We start from the raw sequence: 21954 nt of genomic DNA on the forward strand, positions 1-21954 counted from the left end.
GACATCGTCTTCGCCCCGCCCCGCGCCGGCGCCGTGTCATCGCGGATCAGCGCGAGCAGGTCGCCCTTCGCGTCCACGACATGCATCGGGATGATCTCGAATGCCCCGCGCAACTCAGCGCGCGCCGCGTGCTCGTCCGGCAGGATGAAGAGCAGGTTCTGCGGCTTCACAGTCAGACCAGCACCTGCATGTCGGCATCAACGCTGATCGCCTGGCCGCTGATCGTCGCGCCGAACGGAGAGCACAGATAGAGCGCCATGTTGGCGATGTCGTGCTGCGTCACGTAGCTCCGCAGCGAGGACGCCTCGAGATAGACGCGCTCCTGCTCTGCAAAGGAGACGCCGCGCGCCTGCGCCTTCGCCTCGATCACGCGGCGGATGCGGTCGCCCGCGACCAGGCCGGGGAGGATGGCGTTGCAGCGGATCCGGTCGGGGCCGAGCTCGATGGCAAGGCTCTTGGTGAAGCCGACCACGCCCCATTTCGCCGTGGCATAGGGGCTGCGCAGCGCATAGCCGAAGCGCCCGGCGGCGGAGGAGAGGTTGACGATCGTGCCACCCCCCGCCGCGCGCAGCGCCGGGATCGCGCGGCGCGCGCAATGGAACATGGATTCGACGTCGATGCGCAGCGTGCGGGTCAGGTCCTCCGGCGCCACCTCCTCGACCCTGGCGGTCGGGCCCGCGATGCCCGCGTTGTTCACTAGCACGTCGAGGCCGCCGAGCATGGTCACTGCGGCATCCACGAAGGCCTCGGCCTCCGCAACCTCGCCCACATCGGCTCTCATGCCGGGATGCGGGCAGCCCGCCAGCGCCTGGTCATCGAGGTCGCAGACGAAGACCTTCGCGCCGCAGGCCGCGAAGCTGTCCGCCATCACCCGCCCGATCCCGCCCGCCCCGGCGCTGATCGCGACCCGCAGCCCACCGAGATCGAGCGGCATCGGCCTGTCCGCACCGAGCGCCATGGCACACTTCCCTCCCTTGCATTGCCCGAAGGCTAGCGCCTGCCGCGCGCGCGCGGAAACCCCGGCCTCGCCGTGACGCGGCAGAATGCGCTAAACTCCCGCGCGCAACAGGGCCGAACCCCGACACCCCATGATCGAGATCCCGCTGGCCACCATCGTCCTCGTCGTCCTGATCGGGCTCGCGATCCTGACGGTCGCGAAGGGCATCCGCACCGTGCCGCAGGGCGAGGTCTGGTCGGTCGAGCGCTTCGGCGCCTTCACGCGCCTGCTGCAGCCCGGCCTCAACCTCATCATCCCCTTCGTGGACCGCATCGGGCGCAGGCTGAACGTGCAGGAGGTCGTGCTCGACATCCCCGAGCAGGACGTCATCACGCGGGACAACGCGACGGTGCGCACCGACGGCATCGTCTATTACCGCGTCATGGACCCCGCCAAGGCCGCCTACGCCGTGCAGAACCTCGCGCAGGCGCTGACCGCGCTGTCCATGACCAACATCCGCGCGGTGGTCGGCGAGATGGACCTCGACGCCACGCTGTCCGGCCGCGACCGTATCAACTCCTCCCTCCTCAGCATCCTGGACGGCGCGACGGATCCCTGGGGCGTCAAGGTCAGCCGCGTCGAGATCCGCAAGATCGAGCCGCCGGAGAACCTGATCCGCGCGATGAACCTGCAGATGACTGCCGAGCGCGAGCGCCGCGCCGCCGTTGCGCGGGCCGAGGGCGAGAAGCAGGCCCTGGTGCTGCAGGCCGAGGGCCGCCGCGATTCCGCCATCCGCGACGCCGAGGCGCGCGAGCGCCTGGCGCAGGCGGAAGCCAACGCGACCCGCATGGTCGCCGAGGCCGCGGCCGGCGCGGGCGCCGACGCGCTGCGCTACTTCATCGCGGAGAAATACGTCCGCGCCTTCGAGGCGATGGCCGGCAACCCGTCCTCCCGCCTCGTGGTCGTGCCGATGGAAAGCTCGGCGCTGGCCGGCGGCATCGCGCAGGCCATGGAATTGCTGAGGGCGCCCGGTCCGGGCGGCGCGCCGCCCGTCGCCGCGTCGCCGCCCAGCTTCCCGCCGGGAACAGGGGGCAGCCCGTGGAACCGGGGCTGATCTGGATCCTGCTCGGGCTTCTCGGCCTGGGCGGGGAGATGCTGCTGCCCGGCGTCTATCTCTTCTGGGCGGGGCTCGCCGCGGTCGCGACGGGACTGGTGCTTATGGTGACGCCGCTGACCTTCGGCGGCGCCGTCGCGATCTTCCTGCTGGCGCTCGCGCTCGGCGTCGCGGTCTCGGTCTGGATCCGGCGCCGCCGCGGCCCCGGTCATCGCGTCAACGCGCCGGAGGCGGGGCTTGCCGGGCGCCAGGGCGTGGTGCTGCCGGGCGACGGCCCCGGGCTGCGCGTGCGCCTCGGCGACAGCGACTGGGCGGCGCGGCTGCCGCGGGGCGTGGCGCCGCCGTCCCCCGGCGCGACCGTGCGCGTGGAGGCGGTGGACGGCACGACGCTGGTGGTCAGGCCCGAGGCAAGCTGATCAATCGACCTGCGCGCCCCTGATCCGGACGGCCTCGGCCCATTTCGCCTGCTCCGTGCGCAGGAAGGCCGCGAAGGGCTCCGGCCCCAGCCCGATCGCGGCGCTGCCATCGGCGGTGACACCCATCCGCCGGCCGGCCAGGCCGGTTGCACACGCAGCGCGGGCGCGGCCAGCATCGCGGCCCCGAAGGCCAGAACCCCACGGCGGCGCATCGGCGATCCTCCCTCCGACCCGTTGCGGCGAGCCTTTCGGCCGCGCGCCCCTGGCGGCGAGGCGGCCCCGCCGATAGCTTCCGCCGCCATGACGCCCATCCGTTCCGCCGACGAGCTTTCGCCCGGCATGTCCTTCGACCTCGGCACCTTCGTCCTGGCGCGGGAGGAGGTGCTGGACTTCGCGCGGAAATTCGACCCGCAGCCCTTCCACCTCGACGACGAGGCTGCCAAGGCCTCGATCTTCGGCCGCCTAGTCGCGAGCGGGATGCACACCCTTTCCGCCGCGGTCGCGCACCTGCTGCGCAGCGGCCTGCTGGCCGAGGTCAATCTCGGCGCGGGCGGGATGCAGCTGAACTGGCCCGCGCCTCTCGACCCCGATACGCCGGTGCGGCTGACCGTCACGGTGGAAGCCGTGCGCGCCAGCCGCAGCAAGCCGGAGATGGCGGTGGTGACGCTGCGCTATGCCGGCGTGACGGAGCCAGCCGGCGCGACGGTGCTGGACCTGGTCGCGCCGCACTTCATGCGGCGCTGAATCGACAGCGTCTTCCGATCGGATGATTCCCTCCGGTCGGAACGTGCTCTAGCTTCGCGCCATGCGGTCGCCCCTTCCGATGCACAAGGCCTCCGTGCTCGTCGCCATCACGTCGCACAACCCGACCGCGCGGCTGCAGCACCTGTCCGAGGTCGTCAGGACCTTGTCGGACTTCCCGGTCGCGCGGCTGGACATCCAGGTCTTCGTCAACGACATCGGCGGCGACAAGGCGAATGCGCTTGGCCAGATGCTGCGGTCGGGGCTGACCGGCGCCAAGACGCTGATGGTCCGCGTCGTCGTCGGCCCCTTCGAGCCGAAGGAGCTGACCTGGGCGCACAAGCGGATCATCCCCGGCGTCTTCCTGGCGGAGGGCTCGCCCTATACGCATTTCGTCTATCTCGAGGACGACATGCGCTTCGGGGTCGCGAATTTCCGCTATTTCCTGACCTGGCGGCCGGCGCTGGCGAAGGTGCGGCTGATCCCGTCCTTCCTGCGTGTCGAGCACAGCGCGAATCACCTCGAGCTGCGCCTGTCGGATTTTGCGGAGATGTTGGATCCCGCGACCCGGCCGGGCGTCGAGATCCGGGGGCGGCGCTTCATCCAGCCGCTGCGCCCGTATTGCGCGATGTATGTCCTCGACCGCGCGCTGGCGCGCGCGCATGTCGCCTCCGACGCCTTCGATATCCATCGCAGCAAGGCGATGTCGGACTGGTGGGTCCAGGAACGTGCGGCGGCGGGGCAATGCTGGGCCAAGCCGCCGCCGGGCTTCGCATCGCGCTACGTGCTTCCGCTCGATGAGGACGGCACCCGCTTCGCGCCGGAATGCTGGGTGCCGCATCTCGGCGGACACTATGCCGACCGCGCAGGGATCCGCTTCGGCCAGGTCCGCGCCGACGCGCCCTTCTCACGGGCCTCGACGCCGGGCGCGCGATGAAGCGCCGGCGGATCGGCGCGGCCGCCTCCGGCGTCGTCACGGACACGGATCCCTGAATCGAGAAGGGGCGCCGGCCCGCGCCGACGCCCCTTTCGAAAGCCCGATCGGAGATCCGCGGATCAGGCGGACTTCTTCATGATCTCGTCCGCCACGTTGCGCGGCACCGGATCGTAGTGGTGGAACTGCATCGAGAAGCTCGCGCGGCCCTTGGTCATGCCGCGGAGGTTCGAGATGTAGCCGAACATCTCCTTCAGCGGGACATGCGCGCGCACGATCACCGACGTGCCCGCCATGTCCTGCGACTGGATCACGCCGCGGCGGCGGTTGAGGTCGCCGACGACGTCGCCGACGTGATCCGACGGGGTCGTGACCTCGACGTCCATGATCGGCTCGAGGATCACGGGCGAGGCCTTCTTCATGCCCTCGCGGAAGCAGGCCTTGGCCGCAATCTCGAACGCCAGCGCGCTGGAGTCGACGTCGTGGTACTTGCCGTCCACCAGCGTGTACTTGAAGTCCACGGTGGGGAAGCCGGCGAGCACGCCGGTGTCGGCCTGCACCTTGATGCCCTTCTCGACCGCGGGGATGTATTCGCGCGGCACCGCGCCGCCGACGACGCCGTTGACGAACTCGATGCCGGTGTTCCGATCCTTCGGCTCGAAGACGATCTTCACCTCGGCGTACTGGCCCGAGCCGCCCGACTGCTTCTTGTGGGTGTAGGTCTCGGTGTGCGGCTTGGTGATGGTCTCGCGATAGGCAACCTGCGGGGCGCCTATATTGGCGTCCACGCCGTATTCGCGCTTCAGGCGGTCGATGATGATCTCGAGGTGCAGCTCGCCCATGCCCGACAGGATGGTCTGGCCACTCTCCTGGTCGGTGCGGAGCCGCAGCGAGGGATCCTCGCCGGCCAGCTTCTGCAGGCCGAGCGTCATCTTCTCGACGCCTTCCTTGGTCTTCGGCTCGACCGAGATGTCGATGACCGGGACCGGGAAGGCCATGCGCTCGAGGATGACGGGGTCGTCGTTGGAGGCGAGGGTGTCGCCCGTGCCGGTGTCCTTCAGGCCGACGAAGGCCGCGATGTCACCGGCGAAGACCTCCTTGATCTCCTCGCGCTTGTCGGCGTGCATCTGGAAGATGCGGCCGATGCGCTCACGGCTGTCCTTCGTGGTGTTCATCACCATGTCGCCCTGGCGCAGGACGCCGCGGTAGACGCGCACGAAGGTCAGGTTGCCGTACTTGTCGTTGATAATCTTGAACGCCAGGCCCGCGAAGGGCGCGTTCTCGTCGGCCGGGATGTTGCGGCGCTCGGCCGTCTCGTCCTGGCCTTCCTCAGGCGCGACCTTGATGCCGGGGATGTCGACCGGGGACGGGAGATAGTCCAGGACGGCGTCGAGCAGCGGCTGCACGCCCTTGTTCTTGAAGGCGGTGCCGCACAGCACGGGGCGGAACTCGCCGGAGATCGTGCCCTTCTTGATGCAGCGCTTCAGCGTCTCGACCGACACGTCGCCCTTGTCGAAGTATTCCTCCATCGCGGCCTCGTCGACGCCAACGCAGGTGTCGATCAGCTTCTGGCGGTACTCCGCGGCCTTGTCGGCGAGGTCGGCCGGGATCGGCGCGTCGTGGTAGGCGGCGCCGAGCTCGTCGCCTTCCCAGATGATCGCCTTCATCTCGACGAGGTCGACGACGCCCTTGAAGGTGTCCTCGATGCCGATCGGCAGCTGCAGCGCCACCCAGTTGATGCCGAGCTTCTCCGTCAGGGTCGCAGCCGCGCGGTAGAAGTCGGCGCCGGTGCGGTCGAGCTTGTTGATGAAGATGATGCGCGGGACGTTGTAGCGGTCCGCCAGGCGCCAGTTGGTCTCGGACTGCGGCTGCACGCCGGCCACGCCCTCGATGATGAAGATGGCGCCGTCGAGCACGCGCAGCGAGCGGTTCACCTCGATGTTGAAGTCGATGTGGCCGGGCGTGTCGATGATGTTGATGCGGTAGTCCTTCCACACGGCCGTCACGGCGGCGGAGGTGATGGTGATCCCCCGCTCGCGCTCCTGCTCCATGTAGTCGGTGGTGGTGTTGCCGTCGTGGACCTCACCGATCTTGTGGGACTTGCCGGTGTAGTAGAGGATCCGCTCGGTCGTAGTGGTCTTGCCGGCGTCGATATGCGCCGTGATGCCGATGTTGCGGATACGCTCGAGCGGGGTGCGCGCCACGATGGGCCTCCTGGAGTCCGGTCTATAAGCCGAAAGCGGACGTCCCCTTAGGCCTCCCTGGCTGTTAGCCAGGACGCCCGAAGGTGTCCGCCCGTCGCGTCGAATCAGCTTGTGCGGTGCGCAGATGCCCTCTCCCGGGGCGGATTGCAAGCACGGAGCGCAGCGGCGGCCATGTGCGCGCGGCAGGGCGGCATGCGGGGCCGGCTTGCCTGGCCGGGTTACGAATTGCTTCGCGTCGTCGCGCCGCTGGCGAAGGCCGGGGCGGATCGTGGTAGATACGGGGGCATGACGGTCCGTAGCCACATTGCCCCGATCCGCTTTGGATACGGGCTGCGGCAGGGCGAGACGCCGCCGGAGGATCCCGCCGCCTGGCTGGCCGCGCAGCTCGACAGCCCCGCCGCCCCGCCCACCGGACCTTCCAGCGCGGAGATCCTGCGCGCCCGCGCCGCCTTCGTGCAGGAACGCCGCCAGCGCGACCGGGCCGCCGCGCAAGCCGCGCGCGAGAACGCACAGGCGCAAGCCGCGCGGGAGAACGCACCGGCACCGGCCCAGGCCGCGCGGGAGAATGCCGGCCCCCCCGCCGCGCGAGCCGAATCCCCTGCCCCGACGCCGGCCCCGCCCGACGCCGGGGCCGCCTTCCAGGAGATGCAGCGGGCGGAATCCCGCGCCTGGGCCGAGCGGCGCCTCGCCTCCGGCGAGACCTTCCGCGACCGCCTCGTGGACTTCTGGGCCAACCACTTCACGGTCAGCCGCCGCAACGGCGTCGCCGGCAGCCTGATCGGCGCGCTGGAACGCGAGGCGATCCGCCCCAACCTCGCCGGCCGCTTCGCCGACCTCGCGGTCGCGGCGGTCCGGCATCCCGCGATGCTGGTCTACCTCGATAACCAGGGCTCCGTCGGGCCGAACAGCCCGGCCGGCCAGCGGTCGCGCCGCGGCCTGAACGAGAACCTGGCGAGGGAGGTGCTGGAGCTGCACACCCTCTCGCCTGCCGGCGGCTACACCCAGGGCGACGTGCAGGAATTCGCGAAGATCCTGACGGGCTGGTCCGTCGCGGTAGAGCAGGAGCCCTTCGGCTTCGTCTGGCGCCCCGGGACCCACGAGCCCGGCGAGAAGATGCTGCTCGGCCGCCGCTTCGAGGCCGGGCCGGACAGCCAGGAACAGGCGATCCGCTTCCTCGCCACGCATCCCGCGACCTACCGGCACATCGCGGTCAAGCTGGCGCGGCATTTCGTGGCGGACAGCCCGCCCCCCGGCGCCGTGCGCGCGATCGAGCAGGCGCTCTCGGGCTCGGACGGCAGCCTCGCCGCGGCCTACAAGGCGCTGATCGCGCTGCCAGAAGCCTGGGACCCGCCGCTGACCAAGCTGCGGCCGCCGACGGATTATCTGCTGGCCGCGGCGCGTGCCGGCGGCTTCGACCGCGCCGACATCGTTCTGGGCGGCTTGGGGCAGCTGGCCCAGCCCCTCTGGGGCGCGCCGCAGCCCAATGGCTGGGCAGACCAGGCGGACCAATGGGCCTCGCCCGAGGCGCTGATGCGCAGGGTGGACTGGGCCTATACCTTCGCGGGGCGGCTCGGACGCGCCGATCCCGCGGTTGTGGTGGAGACCGCCCTCGGGCCCTTCGCCAAGGCCGAGACGGTGGACGCGATGCGCCGGGCCGGGTCGGTCCGTGAGTCGCTCACAATCCTCTTCGCCAGCCCGGAGTTCATGCACCGATGAACGGAGCGCCGGCCGATCCACGGCTCCGGGGCGCGACCTCCGCCGGTCGGACGGCGGACGCCGGGCATGCGTCCTTCTCGCCGACCCGGCGCAGCCTGCTGCTCGGGCTTTGGGCGTCCATCGTCGTCGGCGGCACCCGCGCCGCCTTCGGCCAGGCACCCGGCGACCGGCGCCTCGTCGTCATCCTGCTGCGCGGCGCGATGGACGGGCTGCATGTCGTCGAGCCATACGGCGACCCCGATTTCGCGGAGCTCCGCCCCACCCTCCGCCTGCCGGAGCCCGGGCAGGAGAACGGGCTGCTCGACCTCGGAGGAACCTTCGGGCTGCACCCCGCCCTGGCCAACCTCCACGGCCTCTATCGGGCCGACCAGGCGCTGATCGTGCATGCCGTCGCCGGCCCCTATCGCAGCCGGTCGCATTTCGAGGCGCAGGACATGCTGGAGGCCGGCGGCGACCAGCGCCTGACCAGCGGCTGGCTCAACCGCGCCCTGCAGGGGATGACGCAGGCCGGCCAGGCGCGCACCGGGCTCGCGGTCGGGACCGGCGTGCCGCTGCTGCTGCGCGGGCCGGCGCCGGTCGGGGCCTATGCCCCGCCGGGACTGGATCGCCCGCAGCCCGACCTGATGCTGCGCCTCGCCGCGCTGCAGGACGCCGATCCGGCGCTCGGGCCGCTGTTCCGGGAGGGACTGCGTGCTCGCGGCTTCGCCGAGCAGACGCTCGGCCCGCCCGAGAACGACCCGGAACGCGGCAACTTCCCGCGCCTGGCCGCCGCCGCCGCCCGCCTGCTGGCGGAGCCTCAGGGCCCGCGCGTCGCGGCGCTGGAGATCGGGGGCTGGGACACCCATGCCGGGCAGGTCGGCCGGATCATGGGGCCGCTGCGCGCGCTCGACGCCGGCATCGCCCAGTTGCAGGCCGGGCTGGGCGCGGCCTGGGCGCAGACCGCGGTGCTGGTGATCACGGAGTTCGGCCGCACCGCGCGGGCCAACGGCAACAACGGCACCGACCACGGCACGGCGGGCGTCGCCTTCCTGCTGGGCGGGGCGGTGGCGGGCGGGCGGGTGGCGACGGACTGGCCGGGCCTCAAGCCCGACAGCCTGCTGGACAACCGCGACCTTCGCCCGACCACCGACCTGCGTGCCGTGGCCAAGGCGCTGCTGCAGGATCACCTGCGCCTGCCGCCGGCCGCGGTGGCGCAGGCCTTCCCCGGCAGCGGGTCCGCAGCGCCGGTGCGGAACCTGATCCGGGCCTGATCGCGGCCCGGGCGGTCAGCCGGGCCCGCACTCCAGGCCATCCACGATGCGTCCGAGGCTGTCCTTCTCGGGATCGCCGGTCGTCTCTCCGACCCGGACGATGGCGCTGGAATAGACGGGTTGGCAGGCGATGCCTGGCCCACCGCCCTCCAGGCCGATATCGGGCTCGGCGGCGCCAGAGGTCTCGATCACGGGCGGCTCCGACAGGATCGCCGGCGGCGCAAGCGCGCCGATATGGCGGTCCACCATCGCGTCGATCGGATCTTCCGCCAGGGCGGGGCCCAGGCACAGCGCGGCCAAGGCGCCCAAGGCGGCGCCCGCGAATACCATCCGCATGCTGAAATCCTCCACCGGCGCCGGCCTGCCGATGCGGCACGCTAGGTCCGGCGACAGACCGGTTTCGAGTGAAAGTATACAATCTCGCCTTGCCGTGATCGGCAGCCTTGCAACCCGCGCGCGTACGACCTCGATCGGAACCGGCTGGCCGCACCCGGCGTTGCGCGGCGGCACGAAGGGGATCGCCAGGTGGAGCGCTTCGAGGTCTATCGCTACGTCATCGGCGGCGCCGGCGCGGCGGAGGAGGAACGCTACTCCCTCGCTCCCATGAAGGGCGTGCGCTACGCCGGCCGTGACGAGCCCCAGGGCGCCGCCCCGCAGGAGAATTCTGAGGCCGAGACCGGCCAGCATGAGCCTGCCGGCATCGTGGAGGCGCCCGAGGGCAGCCGCATCGCGTCGCTCGACCCGCCGATCCTGGACATCCCAGGCCAGGGCCAGGTCGAGCTGCACGCCATCATTGGCGCGACCGCGGGCAACGCCGACGGCGCCGGCCGGGCGGTCCGCTGGCGGCCGCGCTGAGCCTCAATCACACCCGTTCGGCATCAGTCGATCGTCCGGCCCGATCAGCGAGAAGCTCCAGGGTTCGGCCGTCGCCAGGTCCACCGCGACGCGGATGGCACGCGTTTCACGGTCGCCCGGGACCATGATGCGGGTGAGCTTCGCCGCAGCGGCGAAGAGCCGGTCATGCAGCCAGAAATGGCTGTCGCCATGGATGATCAGCACGCCTGGCGAAAGGCGACGGCTTCGCTGATTAGCGCCTCCCGAAGGTTGCGCAACCCGCTGTCCTGGCCGCGGCCGCAGCGCACAGTGTAGGTGAACTCCGCCTCGCCGCAGGCGATGCCGCATGACCGATCCGTGGCAAGCGCCGCTGGACAAGCCTCGCGGAGAAGGCCACATGCCGCGGCCATGCCGGAGGCTCCGCCCCCCGTCCCGGCCGCAACGGCGCTGCGGACCGAGGATTTCGACTACGACCTGCCCGAGCGCCTGATCGCCCAGGCACCGGCGCGGCCGCGCGATTCCGCGCGGCTGCTCGTTGTGCGTAAAGACGGCCTGATAGACCGGGGCGTACTCGACCTCCCGGACCTGCTGCAGCCCGGCGACGTGATGGTGGTGAACGACACCCGCGTGATCCCGGCGCGCCTGCACGGCCGGCGGGGCGAGGCGCGCGTCGAGATCATGCTGAACCGCGCCGAGGGCGGCGGCCTCTGGCACGCACTGGTGCGCAACGCGCGGCGCCTCCGCCCCGGCGACGTCGTGGAGATCGAGGGCGCCGCGGATTGCGCAGCGCGCGTGGTGGAGCGGGACGGCGGCTCCGCCATGCTCGATTTCGGCCCCGACCAGGCAGCGCTCGCCGCGGCGCTGGAGAAGGCCGGCGAGGTTCCCCTGCCGCCCTACATCCACCGGGACCACGGCCCGCGCGCTGAGGACGCCCAGGACTACCAGACCATCTTCGCCAGGCGCCCCGGCGCCGTCGCAGCCCCCACCGCGAGCCTGCATTTCACCGACCGGCTGCTCGCCGCGCTGGATGCGCGGGGGGTGAAGCGCGCGACCGTCACGCTGCATGTCGGCGCCGGCACTTTCCTGCCGGTGCGCGAGGACGATCCTCGGCGGCACCACATCCACCGGGAATGGGCCGAGATCGGCGGCGAGGCTGCCGCTACGATCAACGCCGCCCGCGCCGCGGGAAAGCGCGTGGTGGCCATCGGCACCACCGCAATGCGCGTGACGGAAACGGCGGCGCGCGGCGACGGCACCGTCGCGCCCTTCCGGGGGCTGACCGACCTCTACATCCTGCCGAGCTTCCGCTTCCATGCGGTGGACGCGCTGCTGACGAACTTCCACCTGCCAAAATCCACGCTGATGATGCTGGTCTCCGCCTTCGCCGGCACGCGGCGGATGCACGCGGCCTATGCCCATGCGGTGGCGCAGGAATACCGCTTCTTCTCCTACGGCGACGGCAGCCTGCTGTTCCGCTGCGAACAGGACCTGCCATGACGCTGCGCTGGACGCCGACCACGACGGACGGCACCGCGCGCGCCGGCACGCTGCACACCGCGCATGGCGAGGTGCCGACGCCGGTCTTCATGCCCGTCGGCACCGCCGGCACGGTCAAGGCGATGACCGCGGACGCCGTGCGCTCGACCGGGGCGAGGATGGTGCTGGGCAACACCTATCACCTGATGCTGCGCCCGACGGCGGAGCGCGTCGCGCGGCTGGGCGGCCTGCACAAGCTGATGGACTGGCGCGGCCCGATCCTGACGGATTCGGGCGGCTTCCAGGTCATGAGCCTGACGGACCTCCGCAAGATGGACGCGGACGGCGTCACCTTCCGCAGCCATGTGGACGGCAGCTACCACCGCCTGACGCCGGAACGCAGCGTCGAGATCCAGCACCTGCTCGGCGCCGATGTCACGATGTGCTTCGACGAATGCACCCCCTTCCCCGCGACGCCCGAGCAGGCCGCGGCCAGCATGCGGCTTTCCATGCGCTGGGCCGCGCGTTGCCGCGAGGCCTTTGTCCCGCGGGAGGGCCACGGGCTGTTCGGCATCGTGCAGGGCGGTGTCTACGACGAGCTGCGCGCGGAATCCGTCGCCGCGCTGACCGCGATCGGCTTTGAGGGCTACGCGATCGGCGGCCTTGCCGTCGGCGAGGGACAGGACGAGATGTTCCGGGTGCTGGACATCACGACGCCGCTGCTGCCCAGCGGATCGGCGCGCTACCTCATGGGGGTCGGCACGCCGGGCGACCTGATCGGCGCGGTGCGGCGCGGCGTGGACATGTTCGACTGCGTGATGCCGACGCGGTCCGGCCGCACCGCGCGGGCCTACACCAGCCGCGGCGTGATGAACCTGCGCAACGCGCGCTTCGCCGACGACGGATCGTCGCTCGATCCGGAATGCGACTGCCCCTGCTGCACGCGGCACTCTCGCGCCTATCTCCATCACCTCTTCAAGGCGGAGGAGATGCTCGGCCCGATCCTGCTGAGCTGGCACAACATCCGCTACTACCAATGGCTGATGGAACGCCTGCGTCGCGCCATCCTGGAAGGCCGCTTCGAGGCCGAGGCGGCGATCATCGAGGCCGGCTGGGCCGAGGGCGAGACGGAGAAGCAGGCGGCATGAGCATGAAGACCGACGTCTCCGGCCTGACCATGCTCGGCCACCATGTCGAGCAGCCCCGCAATCCCGAGGAAGCGGTGCTGGAACGCGTGCCGAACCCGCATCCCGGCACGCCCTATTGCGTACGCTTCGCCGCGCCCGAATTCACCTCGCTCTGCCCGCTGACGGGGCAGCCGGATTTCGCGCATCTCGTCATCGACTACGTTCCCCGCGAGTGGCTGGTGGAGAGCAAGTCGCTAAAGCTGTTCCTGACGAGCTTCCGGAACCACGGCGCCTTCCACGAGGCCTGCACCGTTGGAATCGCGAAGCGCCTGGTAGAGACGCTGTCGCCGGAGTGGCTCCGCATCGGTGGCTACTGGTATCCCCGCGGCGGCATCCCGATCGACGTCTTCTTCCAGACCGGCGCCCCGCCCGAGGGCGTCTGGATCCCCGACCAGGGCGTCGCGCCGTATCGTGGCCGGGGCTGAGCGAGCCTTCCTGCGCCAACGCACCTCTCCCTCCCCCGCTATCGTGGGGGAGGGCCGGGGCGGGAGCCGCGCCCGTGACCTGATCCGCGCCAAGGCACTCGAGCTCGGCTTCGACGCCGTCGGCTTCGCCCGTGCGCATCTCGCAGTGGAGACGCGCGAGCGGCTCATGCGCTTCCTGGCCGAGGGCCAGCACGGATCGATGGCATGGATGGAGCGCCGCGCCGAACAGCGCGCGCATCCCCGTGCGCTGTGGCCCGAGGCCGTCAGCGTCATCTGCCTCGGCCTGAACTACGGACCCGACACCGACCCGCTGGCGACACTGTCGCAGCGCGACCGCGCTACCGTCAGCGTCTATGCCCGCAACCGCGACTACCATGACGTCGTGAAGGGGCGGCTGAAGCAGCTGGGACAATGGATGGCGCACCGCTTCGAGGGCACCGGGCTCAAGGTTTTCGTGGACACCGCGCCGGTGATGGAGAAGCCGCTGGCGCAGGCGGCCGGCCTGGGCTGGCAGGGCAAGCACACCAACCTGGTCTCCCGCGCGCACGGGTCATGGCTGTTCCTGGGCGAGGTCTTCACGACGCTCGAGCTCGCGCCCGACGAGGCCGAGGCCGACCATTGCGGCTCCTGCGACGCCTGCCTGCGGGCCTGTCCGACCGACGCCTTCCCCGCGCCCTATCGGCTGGATGCGCGGCGCTGCATCTCCTATCTCACCATCGAGCACCACGGGCCGATCCCGCCGGAATTGCGTGGGAAGATGGGCAACCGCATCTATGGCTGCGACGATTGCCTGGCGGTCTGCCCCTGGAACAAGTTCGCCCGCGCGCATGAGGAGCCCGCCTTCGCTCCGCGCGACGCGCTGACCGCGCCGAAGCTGGCCGACTTCGCGGCGCTGGACGACGCCGGGTTCCGCGCGCTGTTCAGCGGCAGCCCGATCAAGCGCATCGGTCGCAACCGCTTCGTCCGCAATGTCCTCGTCGCCATCGGCAACAGCGCCGACGCATCGCTGCGCCCCGCCGCGCAGGCGCTGTGCGAGGACCCCGACCCCGTCGTCGCGGAGTGCGCGCGCTGGGCGGCGGCGAGGCTTCCGGCATGACGGACGCCGCGCTCGTGCTGTTCTCCGGTGGGCAGGATTCCGCGACCTGCCTGGCCTGGGCGCTGGACCGCTTCGACCGCGTCGAGACCATCGGCTTCGACTACGGCCAGCGCCATCGGATCGAGCTCGACATCCGCACGGGGTTCCTGGCCTGGCTGCGGGGCAATGCGGCGTGGTCGCCAAGCCTCGGCGAGGATCACGTCCTCAAGCTCGACGCGCTGGGCGCGATGAGCGAGACCTCGCTGACCCGCGACGTCGCGATCGAGATGGAGACCGGCGGCCTGCCCAACACCTTCGTCCCCGGCCGCAACCTGCTCTTCCTGACCTTCGCCGCCGCGCTGGCCTTCCGACGGGGCCTCCGTCACATCGTCACCGGCGTCTGCGAGACCGACTATTCCGGCTATCCCGACTGCCGCGACGACACCATCAAGGCGCTCCAGGTCGCGCTGAACCTCGGGATGGAGAGGCGCTTCGTCCTGCACACCCCGCTGATGTGGCGCGACAAGAAGGCGACCTGGGAAGTGGCGGAAAAGCTCGGGGGCGCGGCGCTGGTCGAGGCGATCCGCAGCGGCACCCATTCCTGCTATCTCGGCGACCGCACGCCGCATGAGTGGGGCGCGGGCTGCGGCACCTGCCCGGCCTGCGACCTCCGCGCGCGCGGCTGGCGCGCCTTTCACGGAGAGACCGCGTGACGCCGTCCCAGCGCGAGGGGCTGTTCTTCCTGGCCGCCTTCGCCCTCTGCATCCCCGCCGCCAATTGGATGATCGGGAACATCGGCGCGGTCTGCGTCCCGGGCGGGCCGTGCCTGATCCCCGTCGCGCCGGGGCTGATGGCGCCGTCGGGCGTGCTGATGGTCGGGCTGTCGCTGGTGCTGCGCGACATGGTGCAGCGGCGGCTGGGCCTTCTCGCGGCGATCGGCGCGGTCTTGGCGGGCGGGGCGATCTCCGCCCTCCTCGCGCCGCCGGCGCTGGTGGTGGCGTCCGTCGCCGCCTACCTGCTGTCGGAATTCGCTGACCTCGGCGTCTACACGCCGCTGCAGAAGCGCGGCCTGGTGCTGGCGGTCGCGGCCAGCGGCGCGGTCGGCCTGGTGGTGGACAGCGTCTGCTTTCTGTGGCTGGCCTTCGGCAGCCTGGACTTCCTGGCCGGGCAGATCGTCGGCAAGGCCTGGATGGTGCTGGCCACGCTGCCGGTCGTGCACTGGCTGCGGCGACGTGACGAAAGGCTTGGAATCGCGTGAAGATCCTGCTGGTCCGCAACAGCGAGCACGCACCGGAAGGCGCTTTCGGCACCTGGCTGCGCGAGCAGGGCCACCCGCTGGAAATCACCACCGGCGAGGCGCTGGACGAGGCCGCGATGGAGCGCAACGAGGTTGTCGTGCTGCTCGGCAGCCAGCACGGCACCTACGACACGCACATCCGCTGGATCCCTCGCCAGCGCGCGATGATCGCCGCGCGGCTGAACGCGCGCCGGCCCACCATCGGCATCTGCTTCGGCGCGCAGATGATCGCGCATTCCGCTGGGGGTGGGTCGCGCCGCGACCCCGATGGGCGCTTCTTCCGCGGCTGGCACGACATCGCGCACGCCGCCGATCCGGTCCTCGCCGGACCCTGGCCGCGTTGGCACGGCGACGTCATCACCGCCCCGCCGCAGGCCGAGGTGCTGGCGCGCGACGAGGGCACGGTGCAGGCGCTCGCCCTGCCGCGCGCCGTCGGCGTGCAGTTCCACCCCGAGGCGACGCCGGCGCTGCTGCAGGACTGGGCCGCGCGTGGCGCGACGCCCGCGAGCTTCGACAGGGACGCGCTCGCCGTCGACAGCGCGCGGCTCTTTCCCGCACGCAGCGCCGCGCGCGCCGCGCTCTATGCCTGGCTGCTGCGGCGCGCGACGGAAGACTAGGTTTTCCGCACGCCCCAGAAGATCGGGAAGGACGCCGGCACGATGTTCTCTACGTTGGTTCTGAAGGCCGTGGGGTAGAAGAGCTGCCCGGTCGGGAGATAGGGCACCTCCTCGAAGGCGACGCGCTGCATCTGCCGCGCGATCGCCTTGCGCGCATTGAGGTCCGGCGCGTCGAGCCACTGGTCGCGAAGCGCCTCGAGCCGCGGCGAGACCGGCCAGCCGAACCAGGCCGCCGGGCCGTTGCCGCGCAGCGGGATATGCGTGGCCGGGTCGGCGACGGTCAGGCCTTCGTAGGTCGTGCAGAAGGCGCTCCAGCCGCCGCGCTCCAGCGGTTCCTTGCTGGTGCGGCGTTGCACGAGCGTGCCCCAGTCCATGACCTGGAAGTCCACGTTCAGGCCAAGCTTCTTGAAGAGGTCGTTCGCGACCTGCGCGATCGCGAGCGTCGCGGGATAGTCGGTCGGCGCCATCAGCACGACGCGCTCATTGGCGTAGCCGCTTTCCGCGACCATGCGGCGCGCGCGGTCCAGGTCGCGCGGGCCGGTCAGGATCTCCAACGCCTCGTCATTGGCCATCGGCATGCCAGGGGTGAAGGTGCCGACCGGCACGCGGTAGAGCTCCGTCTCGCTGCCGAGCGCAGCGGTGACGAAGTCCAGCTGGTTCAGGGCGGGCAGCAGCGCCTGGCGGAGCTTCTGGTTGTTGAAGGGCGGCTGCGTGTGGTTGAGCGCGACCATTCCCGTCACGCCGATGCGGTCGTTGACCGCGATCCTGATCTGCCGGTTGCGCCGCATCAGCGGCAGCAGGTCCGCCTGCGGCTGCTGGATCCAGTCCACCTCGTTGTTGCCGAGCGCTGCGACGGCGGTCGCGCTGTCCGGCATGATGCGCCATTCCACGCGGTCGAAATTCACGACCTTGCCGCCCGAGACGAAGTCCGGCGCCTCGGTGCGCGGCCGGTACGCCTCGTTCCGCAGGTAGACCGCCTGGGAGCCGGAGACCCACTGGTCCCGCGGAAACCGGTAGGGGCCGGATCCCACATACTCGTTGATCTGCGTGAAGGGGTCGGTCCGTGCGATGCGCTCCGGCATCACGAAGCAGTAGTCGCCGAGCGTCTCGAGCATCAGCCCATAGGGCCGCTTCAGCCGGATGACGATGCTGCGGTCGTCCGGCGAGGACATCTCTTCCGTGCGGTCGAGCAGCGTCTGGCCGAGCGGCCGGCGGCGGCCCCAGCGCTGGATGCTTGCGATGCAGTCCACGCCGCGCACGGGCACGCCGTCGTGGAAGACCAGGCCGTCGCGGAGGCGGAAGCGCCACGTCAGCCGGTCGTCCGAGGTCTCCCACGCCTCCACCATCTGCGGGCGCGGCGTGTAGCTGCTGTCCAGCGCGAAGAGCATGTCCCAGATCATCAGCGCGTGGTTCCGGGCGACGGTCGTGGTCGTCCAGACGGGATCGGGGTTGTTGAGGTTGCCCTCCGGCACGAAGCGCAGCACGCGGTTGGCGTTCTGCCCTAGGCTCGGCCGCGGCAGCATGGGCAGGGTGGCGGCGGTGGCGATCAGGGTCCTGCGACGCATCGGACTTCTCCCTTGTGTCACGCCTGGCCGAGCAAATGCCGCGCCAGGAAGGCCATGACGCCGCGATAGGCGGTGCGGCGGTTGTCGCGCTTGAGGAAGCCGTGCCCCTCGTCGGGGAAGGTGAGGAAGTCCACGGGGACGCCCTGGCGCTTCACCGCGGCGACGATCTGCTCGCTCTCATGCGGCGGCACGCGGGGGTCGGTCAGTCCCTGCGCGACGAAAAGCGGGCAGCGGATGGCATCGACCTTGTGCAGCGGCGAGAGGGTTTCCAGCAGGTCGGCGTCCCGCACGGGATCGCCGTATTCCGCCGCGCGATGCGCGATGCGCCACGGCCCGGTGCGCTCGAAGAAGGTCTTCCAGCGCGCAATGCCGTAGTATTCGACGCCGGCGGCCCAGAGCTCGGGGAAATGCGTGACGGCCATCAGCACCATCCAGCCGCCATAGCTCTGCCCCATCACCGCGATGCGCGCCGCGTCGAAGTCGGGCAGCCCCGACAGCCAGGCATGGGCGGAGGCGACGTCGCGCACGGAATCCATTCGCAACTCGCGATCGTCCAGCGATGCATAGGCGCGGCCATAGCCGGTGGAGCCCCGGATGTTCGGCACCATCACCGCGATGCCGAGCGCGCAGAACGCCTGCAGATCGGGCCGCCAGTTCGGCAGAGCCTGCATCTCCGGCCCGCCATGCACCCAGATCAGCACGGGCCACCCGTCCGGGGGCGGATCGCCTTCCGGCCGGATCAGGAAGGTCGGGATCTCCGTGCCGTCATGGCCGGTGAAGCTGTCCTCTTCCCAGGTGCGCGCGCCAGCGGGCGCCTCGCCGGCGGCGAAGAGCAGGTTGGCATGGCCCGCAGCGTCGGCCGTCCAGATCGTGCCGGGCCTGGTGGGCTGCAGCAGGTCGAAGGCAACCGCCCGGCCGTCCGGTCGCCAGGTCAGCTTCTGGATCACGCCCGGCGGATGCTCGGGCTCCGCCAGCACCGCGCCCGTTTCGGCATCCAGCAGGCGAAGCTGCGACCAGCCGCCGAGATTGACCACCACGGCCAGGCGCGTGCCGTCCGGCGAGGCCTCCAGCTTCTCGACATCGGCGTCCGGCGCGTGCAGCAGGCGCGGCTCGCCGCCCGGCGCCATGAAGGCGACGGCGAGATATTCCCGCCCGCGATCCGTCAGCAGCCAGAAGCCCGCTCCGTCCTTGCGCCAGCGGGCGTTCATGTGCCGCCAACCCTCGCCTCCCGGCGTCGCGGGAATGCTCTCGCCGGTCGCGACGAAAACCTGCGTCAGCGTGCTCTCGAAGGCGCGCGGCGCCGAGCCCACCAGGACCGAGCCGCCATCGGGATGCCAGGCCTGCAGTTCATGCGGGCCGAGCACTTCGCGCAGGCGGCGCATGGGCCCGCCATCCAGCGGGACTATGCAGGGATCGGCATGGGCGGGGTCGCGCGCATTCGCCGTTACTGCGACCGAACGCCCGTCCGGCGCGAAGGCGCCCCATCCATGCATCACCGAAGGCGCCGCGGTCAGCGCGCAAGCCTCGCCTTCCGGCGGGAGGGCGTAAAGCTGCACGCGCTCGTCGCCCGCGACGTCGCGCCCGAACACCGCGCCGCCGTCGGTCGGGCTGCCCGCGACGAAGGACACGGCATCGCGATGCGCCGTCCGCGCGCGGGCGGTCCCGTCCTTCGACAGCTCCCACACCTGCGCCGACCCCGCGGCGTCGGAGAGGAAATACAGCCTCCCATCCCCGGCGAAGCTCGGCAGCGTCGCGGCGGGCGCGGAGAGGAAACGGTCGAGGATGGCGACATGGTCCTGCATCGGCGGTCCCTGCTGGATTGCCGCAGGTTCCCCCGATCCGCCGCGCGCCGCCAGGGGGTCAGGCGGCGCCGGCCATCGCCGCGAGCTCCCGATCCAGCGAGCGGAGCTCGATCCGCAGGCCGCGTTCCTCCTCGGGGCCGCCGTCGCCGCGGATCTCGATCTCGCGAAGACGTTCGGCCAGAGCGGCGCGGCGACGGACCAGCTCGTCCAGGCCGAAGGACAGGCGCTCCATCATGGTGGCCTCCCTGGGGGATGGTGGCGCCGCGATCCTAGGCGCAGCACGCGGCGGATTGCCACAATGACGTGCAGTCCCGGCCCTCTCCCTCTAGGCAGCCCCCCTTCCCTGCGGCATCGTGTCGGGCAGCGGACGAAGCCTCCGGGCCGACTCCGCCAAACAAACGGGGTCGCGCACTGCATTGGATCCTGGGGAGGATTGCGGCGGCGCCAGTGGCGCAGTGACGGTACCTCCTCCCGGCTCCGTGCCGGCGACGGCCAGCGGGACGCCCCAAGGGCGCCCGGCCGAGGTGAGGAGGTGCGTGCGTGAAAGTGACGGATCTGCGGTCCGCCGACCATTTTCATCAGGTCGTGGACTGCCAGCATGCCTGCCCGGCCCACACGCCGGTCCCCGAATACATCCGCATGATCGCCCAGGGCCGCTACGCCGACGCCTATATGGTGAACTGGCGGTCGAACGTCTTCCCCGGAATCCTCGGCCGCACCTGCGACCGCCCCTGCGAGCCCGCCTGCCGCCGCGGCCGGGTGGAGGAGGAGCCGGTCGCGATCTGCCGCCTCAAGCGCGTCTCCGCCGACCACAAGGGCGACGTGACGGCGCGGATGCCCAAGCCCGCGACCGAACGCAACGGCAAGCGCATCGCCTGCATCGGCGGCGGGCCGGCCTCGCTGACCGTCGCGCGCGACCTGGCGCCGCTGGGCTACGACGTCGTGGTCTATGACGACAACGCCAAGGCCGGCGGCATGATCCGCACCCAGATCCCGCGCTTCCGCCTGCCGGAGGAGGTGATCGACGAGGAGGTCGGCTATGTCGTGAACCTCGGCGTCGCGACGCGGCTGAAGCAGCGCGTGGACAGCCTGAAGGCCGTGCTGGCGGAAGGCTATGACGCGGTCTTCGTCGGCACCGGTGCCCCGCGCGGCCGCGACATCGACGTGCCGGGCCGGCAGGAAGCCGTGGCCAACATCCATATCGGGATCGAGTGGCTGTCGTCGGTGTCCTTCGGCCACATCAAGTCGATCGGGAAGCGCGTGGTGGTCCTCGGCGGCGGCAATACCGCGATGGATTGCTGCCGCTCCGCCCGCCGCCTCGGCGGCGAGCAGGTGACCGTCGTCGTCCGGTCCGGCTTCGAGGAGATGAAGGCGTCCCCGTGGGAGAAGGAGGACGCGATGCACGAAGGCATCCCGATCCTCAACTACCTCGTGCCGAAATCCTTCACGCATGAAGGGGGCCGCCTGACCGGCGTCGTGTTCGAGAAGGTCGAGCCGCGGAAGGACGAAAAGGGGCGCCGGCAGCTCGTCCCGACCGGCGAACCCGACACGCTGATCCCGTGCGACGACGTGCTGGTGGCGATCGGGCAGGAGAATTCCTTCACCTGGATCGAGCGCGACATCGGCCTGGAATTCGACCGCTGGGGACTGCCGAAGCTCGACCCGAAGACGCACCAATCCACCATCCCCAACGTCTTCTTCGGCGGCGACGCGGCGTTCGGACCGAAGAACATCATCTGGGCCGTCGCGCATGGGCACGAGGCCGCGGTGTCCATCGACCTGTTCTGCCGCGGCGAGGACGTGGCGGTGCGCCCGCCGCCGGACACCTCGCTCATCAGCCAGAAGATGGGCATCCATGAGTGGAGCTACGACAACGATGTCTCCATCGACCTGCGCTTCAAGGTGCCGCAGCGCGCGCCCGAACTCGCGCTGAAGGACATCGCGGCGGAGGTGGAGCTCGGCTTCAGGCTGGAGACCGCGTTCAAGGAAGCCGAGCGCTGCCTGAACTGCGACGTGCAGACGGTCTTCGCGCCGAAGCTCTGCATCGAATGCGACGCCTGCGCCGACATCTGCCCCGTGGACTGCATCACCTTTACCGATGACGGGGAGGAGGCCGAGCTTCGCACCAGGCTGCGCGCCCCGTCGCAGAACCTCGATCAGGCGCTTTACATCGGCGAGGGCCTGAAGACCGGCCGCGTCATGGTCAAGGACGAGGATGTCTGCCTGCATTGCGGGCTCTGCGCCGAGCGCTGCCCGACCGGTGCCTGGGACATGCAGAAGTTCCTACTCGAGACCGCCAAGCCGCATGCCTGCGGCCGGCCTACCCAAACCAGGCCGGCGGCGCTGGCTACACCTGCGGAGTGA

23 protein-coding genes are annotated in these 21954 nt (G+C 70.8%); 15 read left to right on the forward strand and 8 right to left on the reverse strand.

Annotated elements, in window-relative coordinates:
* Positions 1-172: 172 nt before the first annotated feature.
* Positions 173-958 (reverse strand): SDR family oxidoreductase, encoded by a 786-nt coding sequence (locus ACLF3M_RS13740; RefSeq protein WP_430657505.1) that lies wholly within the window; start codon positions 956-958, stop codon positions 173-175.
* A 130-nt stretch (positions 959-1088) separates the two neighbouring features.
* Here ACLF3M_RS13740 and ACLF3M_RS13745 point away from each other — a divergent pair, with 130 nt between their 5' ends.
* The gene (locus tag ACLF3M_RS13745; RefSeq protein ID WP_430657506.1) at positions 1089-2051 is read left to right on the forward strand and encodes an SPFH domain-containing protein; all 963 of its coding nucleotides are present in this window, start codon (positions 1089-1091) and stop codon (positions 2049-2051) included.
* Positions 2036-2467, forward strand: a complete 432-nt coding sequence (locus ACLF3M_RS13750; protein ID WP_430657507.1) for an NfeD family protein — start codon at positions 2036-2038, stop codon at positions 2465-2467. The genes ACLF3M_RS13745 and ACLF3M_RS13750 overlap by 16 nt, the downstream gene beginning before the upstream one ends.
* Here ACLF3M_RS13750 and ACLF3M_RS13755 read toward each other — a convergent pair whose 3' ends face one another.
* Positions 2468-2593, reverse strand: a complete 126-nt coding sequence (locus ACLF3M_RS13755; protein WP_430657508.1) for a hypothetical protein — start codon at positions 2591-2593, stop codon at positions 2468-2470.
* Positions 2594-2767: 174 nt separating this feature from the next.
* Here ACLF3M_RS13755 and ACLF3M_RS13760 point away from each other — a divergent pair, with 174 nt between their 5' ends.
* Both ACLF3M_RS13760 and ACLF3M_RS13765 read left to right on the forward strand, forming a co-directional pair.
* Positions 2768-3211: a MaoC/PaaZ C-terminal domain-containing protein gene (locus ACLF3M_RS13760; protein WP_430657509.1), complete on the forward strand. Its 444-nt coding sequence runs from the start codon at positions 2768-2770 to the stop codon at positions 3209-3211.
* A 61-nt stretch (positions 3212-3272) separates the two neighbouring features.
* A complete protein-coding gene (locus tag ACLF3M_RS13765) occupies positions 3273-4145 on the forward strand; it encodes a hypothetical protein (protein WP_430657510.1) in 873 nt (290 codons plus the stop codon).
* Between the two features lie 119 nt (positions 4146-4264).
* Here ACLF3M_RS13765 and fusA read toward each other — a convergent pair whose 3' ends face one another.
* Entirely contained in the window at positions 4265-6346 is a 2082-nt protein-coding gene (gene fusA / locus ACLF3M_RS13770) for an elongation factor G (RefSeq protein ID WP_430657511.1), read from the reverse strand.
* 285 nt (positions 6347-6631) lie between these two features.
* On the opposite strand from fusA, the gene ACLF3M_RS13775 reads away from it, so the two are divergent.
* Complete coding sequence (locus ACLF3M_RS13775; RefSeq protein WP_430657512.1) at positions 6632-8062, forward strand: DUF1800 domain-containing protein; 1431 nt, start codon at positions 6632-6634, stop codon at positions 8060-8062.
* The gene (locus ACLF3M_RS13780) at positions 8059-9312 is read left to right on the forward strand and encodes a DUF1501 domain-containing protein (protein WP_430657513.1); all 1254 of its coding nucleotides are present in this window, start codon (positions 8059-8061) and stop codon (positions 9310-9312) included. The genes ACLF3M_RS13775 and ACLF3M_RS13780 overlap by 4 nt, the downstream gene beginning before the upstream one ends.
* Positions 9313-9327: 15 nt before the next feature.
* Here ACLF3M_RS13780 and ACLF3M_RS13785 read toward each other — a convergent pair whose 3' ends face one another.
* Positions 9328-9648 (reverse strand): hypothetical protein, encoded by a 321-nt coding sequence (locus ACLF3M_RS13785; protein WP_430657514.1) that lies wholly within the window; start codon positions 9646-9648, stop codon positions 9328-9330.
* A 189-nt stretch (positions 9649-9837) separates the two neighbouring features.
* Here ACLF3M_RS13785 and ACLF3M_RS13790 point away from each other — a divergent pair, with 189 nt between their 5' ends.
* Positions 9838-10167 carry a hypothetical protein gene (locus ACLF3M_RS13790; protein ID WP_430657515.1) on the forward strand — a complete coding sequence of 110 codons (330 nt, stop codon included), beginning with the start codon at positions 9838-9840 and terminating at the stop codon, positions 10165-10167.
* Between the two features lie 3 nt (positions 10168-10170).
* Here the strand turns inward: ACLF3M_RS13790 and ACLF3M_RS13795 are convergent, their stop codons facing one another.
* Positions 10171-10371: a hypothetical protein gene (locus ACLF3M_RS13795; protein ID WP_430657516.1), complete on the reverse strand. Its 201-nt coding sequence runs from the start codon at positions 10369-10371 to the stop codon at positions 10171-10173.
* Between the two features lie 183 nt (positions 10372-10554).
* Between ACLF3M_RS13795 and queA the strand changes: the two genes are divergently transcribed.
* The 7 genes from queA to ACLF3M_RS13830 are packed head-to-tail and all read left to right on the forward strand — an operon-like array spanning position 10555 to position 16223.
* A complete protein-coding gene (gene queA / locus ACLF3M_RS13800) occupies positions 10555-11643 on the forward strand; it encodes a tRNA preQ1(34) S-adenosylmethionine ribosyltransferase-isomerase QueA (RefSeq protein WP_430657517.1) in 1089 nt (362 codons plus the stop codon).
* Positions 11640-12770, forward strand: a complete 1131-nt coding sequence (gene tgt, locus ACLF3M_RS13805) for a tRNA guanosine(34) transglycosylase Tgt (RefSeq protein WP_430657518.1) — start codon at positions 11640-11642, stop codon at positions 12768-12770. The genes queA and tgt overlap by 4 nt, the downstream gene beginning before the upstream one ends.
* A 2-nt stretch (positions 12771-12772) precedes the next feature.
* The gene (gene queF / locus ACLF3M_RS13810; RefSeq protein WP_430657665.1) at positions 12773-13234 is read left to right on the forward strand and encodes a preQ(1) synthase; all 462 of its coding nucleotides are present in this window, start codon (positions 12773-12775) and stop codon (positions 13232-13234) included.
* A gap of 40 nt (positions 13235-13274) precedes the next feature.
* Positions 13275-14330: a tRNA epoxyqueuosine(34) reductase QueG gene (queG, locus tag ACLF3M_RS13815; protein WP_430657666.1), complete on the forward strand. Its 1056-nt coding sequence runs from the start codon at positions 13275-13277 to the stop codon at positions 14328-14330.
* On the forward strand, positions 14327-15022 hold the full coding sequence (queC, locus tag ACLF3M_RS13820; protein ID WP_430657519.1) for a 7-cyano-7-deazaguanine synthase QueC: 696 nt from the start codon (positions 14327-14329) through the stop codon (positions 15020-15022). The genes queG and queC overlap by 4 nt, the downstream gene beginning before the upstream one ends.
* Positions 15019-15567 (forward strand): VUT family protein, encoded by a 549-nt coding sequence (locus ACLF3M_RS13825; RefSeq protein ID WP_430657520.1) that lies wholly within the window; start codon positions 15019-15021, stop codon positions 15565-15567. The genes queC and ACLF3M_RS13825 overlap by 4 nt, the downstream gene beginning before the upstream one ends.
* Positions 15564-16223 (forward strand): type 1 glutamine amidotransferase, encoded by a 660-nt coding sequence (locus ACLF3M_RS13830; protein WP_430657521.1) that lies wholly within the window; start codon positions 15564-15566, stop codon positions 16221-16223. The genes ACLF3M_RS13825 and ACLF3M_RS13830 overlap by 4 nt, the downstream gene beginning before the upstream one ends.
* Here ACLF3M_RS13830 and ACLF3M_RS13835 read toward each other — a convergent pair.
* From ACLF3M_RS13835 to ACLF3M_RS13845, 3 genes are read right to left on the reverse strand one after another with little or no spacing between them, the layout of a single operon-like run.
* On the reverse strand, positions 16220-17788 hold the full coding sequence (locus ACLF3M_RS13835) for an ABC transporter substrate-binding protein (protein ID WP_430657522.1): 1569 nt from the start codon (positions 17786-17788) through the stop codon (positions 16220-16222). The genes ACLF3M_RS13830 and ACLF3M_RS13835 overlap by 4 nt on opposite strands.
* Before the next feature lie 17 nt (positions 17789-17805).
* Positions 17806-19590, reverse strand: coding sequence for a prolyl oligopeptidase family serine peptidase (locus ACLF3M_RS13840; protein WP_430657523.1), 1785 nt, complete (start codon positions 19588-19590; stop codon positions 17806-17808).
* Positions 19591-19648: 58 nt separating this feature from the next.
* Positions 19649-19825: a hypothetical protein gene (locus tag ACLF3M_RS13845; protein WP_430657524.1), complete on the reverse strand. Its 177-nt coding sequence runs from the start codon at positions 19823-19825 to the stop codon at positions 19649-19651.
* A gap of 305 nt (positions 19826-20130) precedes the next feature.
* Between ACLF3M_RS13845 and ACLF3M_RS13850 the strand changes: the two genes are divergently transcribed.
* On the forward strand, positions 20131-21954 hold the full coding sequence (locus tag ACLF3M_RS13850; RefSeq protein ID WP_430657525.1) for an FAD-dependent oxidoreductase: 1824 nt from the start codon (positions 20131-20133) through the stop codon (positions 21952-21954).

It is taken from the genome of Falsiroseomonas sp. HW251 (assembly GCF_050563545.1).
Lineage (GTDB): Bacteria > Pseudomonadota > Alphaproteobacteria > Acetobacterales > Acetobacteraceae > Falsiroseomonas.

What these genes read in the sequence shown, in the direction of transcription:
- queA (WP_430657517.1), top strand. Translation starts at nt 10,555, where the DNA reads ATGCCGGAGGCTCCGCCCCCCGTCCCGGCCGCAACGGCGCTGCGGACC.
- ACLF3M_RS13840 (WP_430657523.1), bottom strand. Translation starts at nt 19,590, where the DNA reads ATGCAGGACCATGTCGCCATCCTCGACCGTTTCCTCTCCGCGCCCGCC.
- queC (WP_430657519.1), top strand. Translation starts at nt 14,327, where the DNA reads ATGACGGACGCCGCGCTCGTGCTGTTCTCCGGTGGGCAGGATTCCGCG.
- ACLF3M_RS13780 (WP_430657513.1), top strand. Translation starts at nt 8,059, where the DNA reads ATGAACGGAGCGCCGGCCGATCCACGGCTCCGGGGCGCGACCTCCGCC.
- ACLF3M_RS13740 (WP_430657505.1), bottom strand. Translation starts at nt 958, where the DNA reads ATGGCGCTCGGTGCGGACAGGCCGATGCCGCTCGATCTCGGTGGGCTG.
- ACLF3M_RS13835 (WP_430657522.1), bottom strand. Translation starts at nt 17,788, where the DNA reads ATGCGTCGCAGGACCCTGATCGCCACCGCCGCCACCCTGCCCATGCTG.
- ACLF3M_RS13845 (WP_430657524.1), bottom strand. Translation starts at nt 19,825, where the DNA reads ATGATGGAGCGCCTGTCCTTCGGCCTGGACGAGCTGGTCCGTCGCCGC.
- ACLF3M_RS13755 (WP_430657508.1), bottom strand. Translation starts at nt 2,593, where the DNA reads ATGGGTGTCACCGCCGATGGCAGCGCCGCGATCGGGCTGGGGCCGGAG.
- ACLF3M_RS13745 (WP_430657506.1), top strand. Translation starts at nt 1,089, where the DNA reads ATGATCGAGATCCCGCTGGCCACCATCGTCCTCGTCGTCCTGATCGGG.
- queF (WP_430657665.1), top strand. Translation starts at nt 12,773, where the DNA reads ATGAAGACCGACGTCTCCGGCCTGACCATGCTCGGCCACCATGTCGAG.
- tgt (WP_430657518.1), top strand. Translation starts at nt 11,640, where the DNA reads ATGACGCTGCGCTGGACGCCGACCACGACGGACGGCACCGCGCGCGCC.
- ACLF3M_RS13765 (WP_430657510.1), top strand. Translation starts at nt 3,273, where the DNA reads ATGCGGTCGCCCCTTCCGATGCACAAGGCCTCCGTGCTCGTCGCCATC.
- ACLF3M_RS13775 (WP_430657512.1), top strand. Translation starts at nt 6,632, where the DNA reads ATGACGGTCCGTAGCCACATTGCCCCGATCCGCTTTGGATACGGGCTG.
- ACLF3M_RS13785 (WP_430657514.1), bottom strand. Translation starts at nt 9,648, where the DNA reads ATGCGGATGGTATTCGCGGGCGCCGCCTTGGGCGCCTTGGCCGCGCTG.
- ACLF3M_RS13760 (WP_430657509.1), top strand. Translation starts at nt 2,768, where the DNA reads ATGACGCCCATCCGTTCCGCCGACGAGCTTTCGCCCGGCATGTCCTTC.